Annotated in this window: 8 protein-coding genes; 1 reads left to right on the forward strand and 7 read right to left on the reverse strand. The window is 66.2% G+C overall.

Annotated elements, in window-relative coordinates:
- Positions 1–14: 14 nt before the first annotated feature.
- Entirely contained in the window at positions 15–1,280 is a 1,266-nt protein-coding gene (locus tag ABV408_RS04405) for an ABC transporter substrate-binding protein (protein WP_353981232.1), read from the reverse strand.
- A gap of 472 nt (positions 1,281–1,752) precedes the next feature.
- Between ABV408_RS04405 and ABV408_RS04410 the strand changes: the two genes are divergently transcribed.
- Complete coding sequence (locus ABV408_RS04410) at positions 1,753–3,342, forward strand: carbohydrate porin (RefSeq protein ID WP_353981233.1); 1,590 nt, start codon at positions 1,753–1,755, stop codon at positions 3,340–3,342.
- Between the two features lie 151 nt (positions 3,343–3,493).
- Here the strand turns inward: ABV408_RS04410 and ABV408_RS04415 are convergent, their stop codons facing one another.
- From ABV408_RS04415 to ABV408_RS04440, 6 genes are all read right to left on the reverse strand, one after another.
- On the reverse strand, positions 3,494–4,420 hold the full coding sequence (locus ABV408_RS04415) for a lysine exporter LysO family protein (protein WP_353981234.1): 927 nt from the start codon (positions 4,418–4,420) through the stop codon (positions 3,494–3,496).
- Positions 4,421–4,519: 99 nt separating this feature from the next.
- Positions 4,520–5,194, reverse strand: coding sequence for a hypothetical protein (locus ABV408_RS04420; protein WP_353981235.1), 675 nt, complete (start codon positions 5,192–5,194; stop codon positions 4,520–4,522).
- Positions 5,195–5,312: 118 nt separating this feature from the next.
- Positions 5,313–6,596: an MFS transporter gene (locus ABV408_RS04425; RefSeq protein ID WP_353981236.1), complete on the reverse strand. Its 1,284-nt coding sequence runs from the start codon at positions 6,594–6,596 to the stop codon at positions 5,313–5,315.
- 201 nt (positions 6,597–6,797) lie between these two features.
- Positions 6,798–7,730: a glyoxylate/hydroxypyruvate reductase A gene (locus ABV408_RS04430; protein WP_353981237.1), complete on the reverse strand. Its 933-nt coding sequence runs from the start codon at positions 7,728–7,730 to the stop codon at positions 6,798–6,800.
- Between the two features lie 609 nt (positions 7,731–8,339).
- Positions 8,340–9,653, reverse strand: a complete 1,314-nt coding sequence (locus ABV408_RS04435) for an MFS transporter (protein ID WP_353981238.1) — start codon at positions 9,651–9,653, stop codon at positions 8,340–8,342.
- A 427-nt stretch (positions 9,654–10,080) separates the two neighbouring features.
- Positions 10,081–11,487, reverse strand: coding sequence for a PLP-dependent aminotransferase family protein (locus tag ABV408_RS04440; protein ID WP_353981239.1), 1,407 nt, complete (start codon positions 11,485–11,487; stop codon positions 10,081–10,083).
- Positions 11,488–11,497: the final 10 nt, after the last annotated feature.

The raw sequence follows: 11,497 nt of genomic DNA on the forward strand, positions 1-11,497 counted from the left end.
TGCCTCCCGGCCGCTTACCAGCGGCGCCGCTTGATGCGCTCGAGTTCGCTCTGCAGTGACGCCAGACCCTGGGCCGCGTCGACCTTGCCGGAGAGCACTTCATGCACGGTGTTGAAGAAGGCGTTGGAGACCCGCGGATACTTGTCGCCGGTCACCGCCGAGGGGCGCGGAATCGCCGAGGTGAAGGTGGTGTAGAGGGTGCCGAAGAAGGGCACTGCGGCGAGGACTTCCTTGTCTTTATAGAGTGCCGGCAGAGTCGGGTTGTAGGCGCCCTCGATGGCGCGGCGCTTCTGCTCTGCGGGAGAGGTCAGGAAGGCGACCAGGTCGGCGGCCATCTGTGGGTGCTCGCTGTAGCGCGAAACCGCCAGGTTCCAGCCGCCGAGCACCGCCGCACTGTGGCCGTCGGCGCCGCCGGCGGGCAGTGCCACCACGCCGACCTTGTCACGGATGTCGCTCTGTTCGGACTGCACCAGATCCCAGGCGTAGGGCCAGTTGCGCATGAACAGCGCATTGCCCGACTGGAACACCCCGCGCGACTCCTCCTCGGTGTAGTTGAGTACCCCCTGGGGTGAGATGTCGCCGATCCAGCTCGCTGCCAGAGTCAGTGCCTTCGCCGCCTGTGGATTATCGATGGTGATATCGCCGGCATCGTCGACGATGGTGCCGCCGTCGGGATAGCTGGCGATCCACTCCAGCGCGTCCACCGTCAGCCCCTCGTAGGCGCGCCCCTGGAACACGAAGCCCCAGAAATCCTTGTGGCCGGCCTGGCGCTCGCCGGCCTGGACTGTGCGCGCCGCCTCGGTCAGCTGTTCCCAGGTGGTGGGCACCGCCAGGCCGTACTTATCCAGCAGATCCTTGCGGTAGTAGAGCACCCCGGCATCGGTGAACCACGGCATCGCCACCAGCCGGCCATCGACGGTGTTGTTGTCGACGATGGCCTCGAAGAAGTCATCGGTGGTGCCCTTGGGCAGGTACTCGTTGAGGTCGATCAGGTGCGGCGCCAGCATGCCCGGCCACACCACGTCGATCTGGAACACGTCGATATCACCGGAGCGCGCGTTGAGGATCTGCTGGTAGAGCGACAGCCGCTCGGTGGCGGAGTTGGGGGTCGAGACCACCTCGACGCTGTGACCGCTCTGGGCCTCCCAGCGCGCAACGCCCTCCTTGCACAGCGTGAGCTCGGCGCCGACCGCGCCGCAGGAGATGGTGAGATCGGCGGCCTGGACCTGTCCCGCGATGGTCAGGGTGGTCGCCAGCATTAGCAGAGAACGTGTTTTCATCCTGGGCTCCTGGGGAGTACCGGTTGTTGTTGTGGGCGATCTCGTCGGTGGTCATCGCCGTGCGCCCGAGGTTCGCGCCGGGGGCCGCGGGGCCATTCATGGGGCGATGCCGGCGGCGTCTTAATCGTTTAAGTTCGCAGCCAAGTTATGCCACTTGTTCGCGCCGGCTCAACCCGGACTTTGGTTGTAAACAGGCTTGTCGTGGTGCGGCTTTGAGACAGCTACCCGCGCGTCGGACACCCCGGAGGCGAGTGCTTTAGACCTTGGTCAAAGCGCCTTTTGTCGATGTTTTCACGCGACTCTTAAACGTTTAAGTTCCGCCTTGCGTCACGTCTCGCAAATGCCGCCACTCCCGGGCCAGGGCAGGGGACCGGAATCGGATCTGGGAAAGGCGGTGCGGCGCTCCCGCCGAGTCGGCGGAGAAGCGCCCGGCGGGCGAGGGGGACGACAACAACCACAACAGGAGCATGTCATGTCCAGATCAGCGGTCGATTCGATCGAATGTTCACGCCCGCGCACAGCGCGCCAGGCAACACCGGGATTTCGCAAGACCGGACTCGCCATCGGGGTGGCGCTGGCCTCATTGGGTGCCGTCTCCGCGGCGCAGGCGCAGTCGAATCCGAGCCTGGAAGCGCGCCTGGCGGCCCTCGAAGCCAGAGTGGCGGCGGCCGAGCAGCGTGCGGCCACCGCCGAACAGCGCGCCAACCTGGCCGAGCAGAAGCTCGATTCGCTCGAGGAGCAGTCGCTCGACACGCGCCTCGCCGCGGTCGAGAGCCAGGCCGAGAGTCGCAGCGCCGAGACCGGCAACAGCGGGGACGACGGCCTCTCGCTGAGCGTCTACGCCCGCTCCGGGCTGCTGCTCGGCGACGATGGCAAGAGCGCCCCCGGCGGCCCCTACCTGACTCCGGCGGGCGCCAGCGGTGGTGCGGTGGGGCGGCTGGGCAACGAGCCGGACACCTATGTCGAGACCGTGCTCAACTACAATCAGACCTTCGATAACGGCGCCAAGTCGCTCTACCGCATCATGCTGGCGGATGGCACCACCACCAGCAATGACTGGACCGCCGACGAGTCGCAGCTCAACGTGCGTCAGGCATTCGTCGAGTTCAGCGATCTGCCCAGTTTCACCGGTCCTTTCGAGAACGCCAAGATCTGGGCCGGCAAGCGCTTCGACCGCAACAACTTCGACATTCACTGGCTCGACAGCGATGTCATCTTCCTCGCCGGTACCGGTGCCGGTGTCTACGACGTGGCGGTCAATGACGACTGGAGTACCAACCTCACGCTCTACGGGCGCAGCTTCAGCGACTTCCCGGTGGTCACCAGCGAAGACCCGGATCTGACCGGCAGCACCGATGCCCTGATCCTCTCCACCAACAACTACGTCGGCCCGTTCCAGTGGATGCTCAGCGGTCTCTCCGCCAACGATAACGACGAGCGCGATACCGGCAGCAGCGCCAGGGCGGCCGACCATGGCTTCCATGGCATGCTCGCCTACCACGGTGACAGCTTCTTCGGGGTGAGCGAGGGCAATACCGTGGCGGCGCTGCTCCACGGTGAAGGGCTGGGGGCGGAGGTCAAGGCGCTGGGCTCCGACGGCAATCTGACCGACGACGCCAAGACCACGCGGCTGGCGCTCTACGGCACCACCTATGTGGCGCCGCGCTGGCGCGTGGCCCCGGCGGTGCTGGCCCAGACCAGCGAGGACCGCTACGCCAACGGCGACAGCTACGACTGGGCGACTTTCAACCTGCGTTTCGCCAATGAGCTGACCCAGAACTTCGAGATGCAGTACGAAGCCAGCTACCAGTGGATGGACCTCGATCCCAAGGGCTACAAGGGGCGCAATGCGGTGGAGGGCGGCTACACCCGCTTTACCCTGGCGCCAACCTTCAAGCCTCAGGTGGGCGGTTTCTGGCAGCGTCCGGAGATCCGCGTATTCGCAAGCTATAGCGACTGGGATAGCGAGCTCAATAACTTCGCCGGCGACGATGCCCTGGGCAAAGACAACTTCAATGGCGGGCAGTGGACCTTCGGTACGCAGATGGAGGTGTGGTTCTAGACCGAGAGCCGACCTGGCTCTAGCCCGCCGTCAGCGGCGGGCCAGCGTGACCCGACACCCCGCCGATTATGATCGGCGGGGTGTCGCGTTTCAGACGTGCTGGGCAGTGCTGGACGGCGCTGGTGGGTGAGAGATGAAAGGCGGTGCGGGGTCAGCTGAACGAGAGCAGCAGCAGGATCAGCGGCGGTGAGAGCAGCGAGAGCAGAAAGCCGCTGACGATGGCCACCGGCACGCAAGCGATGCCGCCGTGCTTCTGGATCACCGGCAGGGTGAAGTCCATCGCCGTGGCGCCGCTGTAGCCGATCGCCAGCGGCACCGCGCCGCGGATGAACAGCGGCACCAGCAGAAAGGCCAGCAGCTCTCGGGCCAGGTCGTTGAAGAAGGCGGCGCCCCCTAGTACGGGGCCGATCTGGTCGCCGATCAGAATGCCCGACAGCGAGTACCAGCCGAAGCCTGCGGCCAGCGCCATGCCCTGGTTCCAGGGCAGCGCCAGCAGCGGTGCGGCGAGCAGACCGGCGAGCAGTGAACTCATCAGTACCACGCCGGCGATTGCCAGTCCCAGTCGGTTGAGCAGGATCTGGCGCAGCCCGAGCCCTGAATTGCGCAGCTGGCAGCCGATCAGGCCGAGCAGGGCGTAGAGCGTCCAGGTGGCCAGGGTCTCGGCCTGGGCCGCCGGATGCCAGCCGAGCAGACGCATGCCGGCGCCGAGCAGCACGCCGCCGGCGACCACGGCGCACAGCAGCACCGAGCCCTTCATTGCCTGCCACTTGCTCAGCGGCGGTGCATCGTCACCGGCGATGCGTTCGACCCGCGCCAGCGGTCGCCGCGACAGCCACCACAGGGCGAGCAGATTGAGCGGCGAGATCACCAGGAACAGGGTGGTGGCGGTGGCGCCGATGGTCGAGAGCTGCCCCAGCAGGTTCTCCATCCCGCCCAGGCCGATGCCCATCAGCAGCAGGATGACGTAGACCGAGGCGCTGACGCCGCGGTCGATGCCGCGGCGCACGCCGGCGTGCCGGACCGGTATCAGGTAGCCGACGATCAGCGGCAACAGTATCCACAGCAAGCCCAGCAGCATGGCGACCTCGGCGGCATGAACAATGAAAACGGGCGCCCTGTAGGGGCGCCCGTTGACGAGTCGAAACTGTAATTCGAGACGCTACGTCATTCAACTCCCTTAGCGCGGGAAGCTGACATCGAGCAGGCTGAGCTGGCTGCGCTGCTCACCGCCGCGCACGTAGCGGCTGGCCAGCAGCAGGCCGGGCACGTCGCGGTCGAAGGTCAGGAACAGATGGCGGCCGCGCTTGTCCGGGTCGGCGTCCCAGGTATCGACGCTGACCCCCGGGAACTTGCCGGCCGGTGTGGTGACGTCCTCTTCACCGGTCACCCGATAGTAGAGCGTCTTGTCGCGTCCCTTGTAATCCTGATAGGTCAACTGACAGGGCGAGACCTGTTCGCTGCGACAGCGCGCCTCGGGGGCCTCACGCGCGAGCTCGAACAGCGCGGTCTGGCGGTCGGGCAGGCGTTTCAGCTGCTTGGCGGTCAGGTGGTAGTCATCGCCGATCCCCAGCAGCGAGTAGCCCGAGGTGTAGTCGAGGGCCTGCACGTCATCGCCCGTCACGGTGAAGCGCCCACGCTCCTCGCCGTGGGCGATCTTGATGCTGGCCTGCATCGCGCTCTCCCAGGTCTCGCCTTGCTGGCTCAGGCGGTGGGTGATGGTGGCATCCGGCCAGCCGCTGATGTCCAGGCGGTAGTGGGCCACGAAGGGCGTCGGTGCGCTTTGCGCCAGCGCCGTGGTCGTACCGAGCAGCAGTAGGGCGAGTGACACTAGCGTCGAGGTGAGAGTGGGCATCGTCTTGACTCAGGCTGGAGGCTTGGCTCTGTTGATGCCGGTTTCGGCCAAAGGTTCACCTGTGGCGAGACCGGGTGCCGCGTTTCTTGTGCACCCGGCCTTGGCAGCCTGCCCCAGATCACGCTGTGGGCTTGGCCTCCTCCAGGGCATCGTCCACCGGGTCCTCCAGCGGCTGGCCAGACTCGTCCTGGAGCTGGTAGGCATACGCGCCCTCCAGCCCCGCCTCCTCTTCGGGATCCTCTTGGGCCTCGGCGATATAGCCGGGATAGAAGGGCGAGAGGATGGCGACGACGATGCCCAGTGCGGCGATCAGCGAGAAGGCGTAGGTGTAGTCGAACAGATCGATCAAGCGCCCGATCACCGGCGAACCCGTCGCCTGTCCCAGCGCCACGGCCATGAAGGGAAACACCGGGCCGGCCGACAGACGCCCCGGCAGCAGGCGGATACCGGTCATCAGATAGAGCCCGGTCAAGCTCATATAGGAGAGCCCGAAGATCAGCGCCGAAAAGAGTGTCAGCCCGGGCTGTGCCGGGTTGGCTGCCAGCAGCAGCATGCTGGCGGCGAGCATCATCAGCATCAGCGCCTGGGTGATCGGCGGATTGTTGCGGTCGGCGAGGTCGGCGACCACGGCGCCGCCCAGGCCCGCCACGCCCACCGCGAACCAGAGCCAGCCGGTGGCGCCCGCCGAGCCGCCGCCGAGAGTGATCACCAGATCGGGGGCGAAGATCCAGTACGCCGACGAGACGAAGCCCATCAAGAACGCGAACAGCGACAGGCGGACCAGACGCGACCACGGCAGCTCACCGAGCGGCGGCGGTGGGGCGGCCTCGGCGGGCGTCAGCCGCGATACCGCCGGCAGGAAGAACCAGGTGGCACACAGGCCGGCGATGGCCAGGGCGGTGAAAGAGAGGTAGGCCGTGCGCCAGGCGCCGGTCATCAAAATCACCGTGGGCACGGCAACCATGATGCCGATGCTGGTGCCCGCATTCATGAACGAGCTGACCCGCGCATGCAGGGCGCGCTTGACCACGGCCTGCATGCCGGTCGTCAGTGCCGGCATCATCAGCCCGGTGCAGATACCGCAGGAGAAGACGCCGATACCCAGGGTGATGGCGCTCGCCGCCTGGCTGATGAGCGCTAGGCCGGCGACGCCGAAGCTGGCCGAGATCATCGCCGCGTAGCGCGCGCCCAGGCGGTTGGCGAGCACCGGGGCGAAGCCGGTGGAGAGCAGGAAGCTCACCAGCGGCAGCGCGCCGATCACCCCGATCGTATAGGTGGTGAGGGCCAGGTCGTCGCGGATCTGCGGGACGAAAAGGCCGAAGGCGAAACGCGCCACACCATAGCTGATGGCAATGAGTACCGCGCCGAACGCCGCGAAGCTGGTGCTGGAGATATTTCTCATGGCTTTCACCTCTCTGGCGCTCGTGGACGACGCCTGACCTGTGGCCTGATCGATGCTTCGGGGGCGCGGTCGCTCAGCCGCAGCCAGCCCGAGGGGCGCTCACCGCAGTGTGGATGAGACCCGCGCTAGGGTGAAGTGCGCAGGCGCGGCTGGATTCGGCCGCGGCGCGATCGCGGTGGCGGGTGTCGTCGGTGGCTACGTTCAGTAGCCGGCATCGGGGTCGATGGTCTCGACCGCCTCGCCACGGGATAGCCGGGCCAGGGCCTCGGCGACCTGATCAGCGGCGGCGCCGATCGGCGTGGGGCCGGCCATGTGCGGGGTGATCAGAATGCGCGGGTGGCGCCATAGCGGGCTCTCGGCCGGCAGCGGCTCCTGCGGGAAGGCGTCGAGCAGCGCCCCGCGCAGATGGGCGTCGTCGGCCTCGCCGCTGCCGAGGGCGTCGAGCAGGGCGGCTTCGTCGATCAAGGTGCCGCGCCCGGGATTGATCAGGCTGGCCCCGGCGGGCAGCTTGGCCAGGGTGGCGCGGTCGATCAGGTGACGGGTGGCCGGGGTGTCCGGCAGCAGCGTCACCAGCGTCATGACCTGAGCGAGCAAGGCATCGAGGCCGGCATCGCCATGGTGGCAGGTGATGCCCTCGAGCTGCTTGGGCGAGCGGCTCCAGCCGTGCACAGGATAGCCGTCGGCGGCCAGCATCTGCGCTACGCGGGTACCGATCGCGCCCAGGCCGAGGACACCGATACCCCACGCGGGCTTGTCGACCACCGGAACCTCGCGCCAGGTCTGCGTACGTTGCTGGCGCTGGTAGCGGTCGAAGTCGCGCTGGAAGTGGAGCACGCCGTAGCGCACGTAGTCGCCGATCAACTCGCCCATGCCGGCGTCGCGCAGCTTGACGATGGGAATCTCGCGCGGCAGTGCGGGGTTGTTGAGCAGGGCGTCGACCCCGGCACCGAGATTGACGATACCGCGCAGCCAGCGCTGCTCCTCGAGCAGTGAGGCAGGCGGCTTCCACGCCACCAGATAGTCGACCTGGGGGTTGCCGTGCTCGGCGCCCAGGTGGAATTGGGCCTCGGGCAGGCGCTGGGCGAGTACGTCGCGCCACTGCGCGGCATCCTGGTGATAGATCAGTACCTGCATGTTGCCTCCTGGGCGCAGTGGGTGGACGCCGGTTGCCGGGCAGGAGTCGTGCTGCAGCAGTGGCAAGCCAGGGAAAGACAGAAAACTGTTCGATGTGAGTGATCGGTAGCTCGAAGGCGTGTTCCCGATGACCCGGTGCTCGTGTCACGCAGAAAAACAAAACCTACGAACACGAAGCGTGCTCCGTAGTCTGCCTGACGCGCGCCGCTCGTCAAACCTGTGGCCCCGGCTGTATGCCCGCGGGAACCGCACACGCTCAGCGCCCGGCAACGGCATGGAAACAGCGCGCGTCGCATGGCTCGATAGGTTGGATGAGTGTCAGCAGCTCAGACAAACGCCGATGGCTAGGGTTTGTACGAAAAGTCAGCGAGCGAAGGCAAGACAAGGCAAAAATCGGCGAAAATGCGGAGTTTACGGGGTGTAAATGAGCATTTTGAGCCGATTTTTAACACTGTATTGCCGAGTGCAGGTAGTTTTCGCACAAAGCCTAAGACTGGCCAACGTTCAGTGGCCGTTCGAGCGACGTAAACCCGCCAGCCCATATTGACTTGCCATTATCTCCTCTTGCCCCGCACCCGATGACGGGCGTGGGGCCTGTCTTCATGCAGCCTATGTCTTGTCCAGACGATGCTGGTCTGGGCGATGAAAGACGAGAGTAATGATCACAGAAGATGCCGCCAGGGCAGACATCAGCATGAATGCCTCGGTGAAGCCACCGCTTTGCCCCACGATCCAGCCTGTGAGTGCGGGAGCCAGAAAACCGGCGATCGCGAAGCCGAAGTCCATGATACCCAGCGCCGTGGCGGAACGGTCGCGAGTGACGTCGATATTGACGGCGTAAAAGGCCGCGTTCGCGCCCATGGAGGCGGCGACGGCAACGGTGATCAGTACCAGCGCAAGCGTCAGATTGTCGGTGAAGGCGACCGGCAGGATCATCAGCGCTGCCAGACCTTGGGTGGCGGCAATCAGATAGCTTCGGGCAATGCGCAGCTTGCCGGTGCGCCGCAAGAGCATATCCGACAAATTGCTGAGCAGGACCAGGGCCAAGGCAGCGGCAAGCCAGGGGGCGACAGAGAACCAACCGACGCTGGTGATCGACAGCTTGAAGGTGCGTTCCAGATACCCCGGCAGCCAGGTCATGAAGAAGAACAGGAAGTAGCCGAACACGAAGAACGCCCAGTTGTTCGCCATGAGCGTGCCGTTCGTCAATAAGCTTGCCCAACTCGTCCGCTCGCGCGGCGCATCGGTGGAATGCGCGTCTGGCGTGGGCGTTGGCGGGTCCGCGATGACGGCGATTTCGGCGGCATTCACCCGGCTGCTGTCTTCGGGATGGTTGCGGAACAGCACCCACCACAATGGCATCCACAGGAGGCTGACGGCGCCGAGCAGAATGAACATCTCGCGCCAGCCCGTGATCGCGGTGAGATAGGAGACGACCGGCGCGCCGATCGCCAGCGAGACAGGCACCGCGACCAGCGAATAGCCGAGGGCGCGTCCGCGTTCCCGTCCTGATAGCCAGTGCGCAATGGCGCCGGTCTGGCCGGGGAACATCGGCCCTTCGGCCAGACCGAGCGCGGCACGCGCGGCAAGGATGAGAAGAAAACTGCTGGCTACGCCGACCAGGGCCGTTGCCACTGCCCAGGCGACGACTGAGACCGCCAGTACGATGCGCGCGCCGAATCGGTCGACCAGAATGCCGCCCAACAGAGTGGTGACGGCGTAGCCTATGCCGAAGGCGCCGAGAATCATGCCCTGCTGGGCATCGCTGAGGTTCAGTTCTTTGGACATCGGCCCGATCGCGTAGGAGATGGCCGAGCGATCGATGTAGTTGATCAGGATGATCGCGGCGAGCATCGCAACGATGACCCAGCGAAAATGTGACGCGCCGCGTGATGAGGAGGCGTGTTGAGTGGATGTCTGCATTATCTTCCTCCTTCGAGTTCCGGCATATCAGCCAGATCCCGATAGTGTCAGCCGCAACAGTGGAAAGCTCGGTCTCCCTACATGGCATTGGGCCTCTGCGCATTTCTGGACTGCACACCGCTCATCTCACATCGCGGTATCGGTTGCCCGGCCGAACATAGCAAGTGACAGTTGGTTACCGAGAAAATTCACTGTCATGAATTCAGGCTCAGGTGCCGGGCCGGGCGATCGCGACGACGCCCCGATGATCGCCCAACAGATGCCGCTGAAGATCAGCCAGCCTCAGGAGGCCTGTCGTGCGAAGCTGCGCGGGTCGAAGAGGATGAAAACGTTCGCTTTTTCCAGAAAAGGCAGCGCTACCAAGAGCGTCGGTATCTCGATCTCGGTAAGGGGACAGTCTGGGAAAAGGGGCCGCCCGGCAGCCGCTTCAGTAGACGATTTCCAGCATCGGCGGCGGTGCTTCGCCGAGCAGCCGGGCGAGCACGTCGAGGGCGTAGGCCAGCCGCCCCAGGTCGCTCTCGGCGCCCAGGCTGAGACGCACCCGCTGCGGCGCCGGCGTCTGCGCGACCAGGAACGGTTGCGCGGTGGTGATCGCCACGCCCTCCTGACGCGCCTGCTGCTTGAGCTCCTCGGCGCGCCACGGTGACGGCAGCGCGATCCAGGCGTGCAGGCTGCTGGGGCGCGCATCGATGGCGTGGCCGGCCAGGCGGCGGGCGGTCAGCGATTGGCGTTCGGCGAGCAGTTGGCGCTGTTCATGCGCCAGCGTATCGATCATGCCGTTGGCGAGCCAGTAGTCGGCCAGTTCGAACACCAGCGGTGTCGCCATCCAGCTGGTGGCGCGCAGGCGCGGCAGGGTGTGGTGCATCTGCCCGCGGGGCACGCTGAGATAGCCGGCGCGCAGCCCGGGCACGGTGGCCTTGGTCAGGCTGGTGACATGGAAGCTCTGCAGCGGCAGGCGCGCGGTGAGCGGTGTCAGCCCGGGCGGTTCGAGCAGGGCGTGGACGTCGTCCTCGATCAGCCACACACCGTGGCGCTCGAGCACCCGGGCCACGGCATCGCGCCGCGCGTTCTCCATGGTCGCGCCGGTCGGGTTGAGCTGGGTCGGGGTGAGGCACACCGCCCGCGGGCGGTGACGCACGATGGCTGCCTCCAGCGCCTCTGGCAGTACGCCCTGGCGGTCGATGGCGACCCCGCGCAGCTGGAAGCCAAGCGTGCGCGCCAGCGAGATCAGGCCGTGGTCGGTGAGCGACTCGGTGAGCACCACGTCACCGTGCTGAACCACGGTGGCGATCGCCAGCATCAGGCCATGGGCGGCACCGTTGCAGAGCAGCCGCTCCTCCACCTCGCCGGGGACCCCGAGCCGCTCTCGGAGCCAGGCGTCGGCACGCTCGCGCTGATGGACCAGACCGGCGATCGGGCGGCAGGCACCGATCACATCGGCGTGGGCAGTGCGCGCCAGCTCTGCCAGGGCTTCGCGAAAGCGCAGATGGTGGGAGGGCAGACACACCGGATGGGCGATCGAGAGATCGATCAGGCTGTCGTCGGCGAGGGTGGCCGGCGCGCGCAGGAACTCGTTTTCGGTATCGCCCTCGGTATCGCGGATCCAGGTGCCGCTGCCGACCCGGGCCTGCACCAGGCCACTCTTCTCCGCCTGCTCGTAGGCCCGCGACACGGTCTGCACGCTGACCCCGAGGGTCTCCGCCAGTTCGCGGTGGGTGGGCAGTCGGGTACCCGGCGAAATGGCACCGTGGCGCAGCGCCTCGGCCAGGGCGCGGGCGATCGCGAGATACTTAGGCCCTTGGGTCGATAGATAGGGTGTGAGGTCGATTGTCATGATGCAATAA

Origin of the sequence: Salinicola endophyticus (genome assembly GCF_040536835.1) — a bacterium.
In the GTDB taxonomy this organism is placed as follows: Bacteria; Pseudomonadota; Gammaproteobacteria; order Pseudomonadales; family Halomonadaceae; genus Salinicola; species Salinicola endophyticus_A.

Bases quoted from the DNA above. Each gene is read 5' to 3' on its own strand.
- ABV408_RS04425 (WP_353981236.1), bottom strand. From the start codon at position 6,596: ATGAGAAATATCTCCAGCACCAGCTTCGCGGCGTTCGGCGCGGTACTC.
- ABV408_RS04430 (WP_353981237.1), bottom strand. From the start codon at position 7,730: ATGCAGGTACTGATCTATCACCAGGATGCCGCGCAGTGGCGCGACGTA.
- ABV408_RS04420 (WP_353981235.1), bottom strand. From the start codon at position 5,194: ATGCCCACTCTCACCTCGACGCTAGTGTCACTCGCCCTACTGCTGCTC.
- ABV408_RS04410 (WP_353981233.1), top strand. From the start codon at position 1,753: ATGTCCAGATCAGCGGTCGATTCGATCGAATGTTCACGCCCGCGCACA.
- ABV408_RS04415 (WP_353981234.1), bottom strand. From the start codon at position 4,420: ATGCTGCTGGGCTTGCTGTGGATACTGTTGCCGCTGATCGTCGGCTAC.
- ABV408_RS04405 (WP_353981232.1), bottom strand. From the start codon at position 1,280: ATGAAAACACGTTCTCTGCTAATGCTGGCGACCACCCTGACCATCGCG.
- ABV408_RS04435 (WP_353981238.1), bottom strand. From the start codon at position 9,653: ATGCAGACATCCACTCAACACGCCTCCTCATCACGCGGCGCGTCACAT.
- ABV408_RS04440 (WP_353981239.1), bottom strand. From the start codon at position 11,487: ATGACAATCGACCTCACACCCTATCTATCGACCCAAGGGCCTAAGTAT.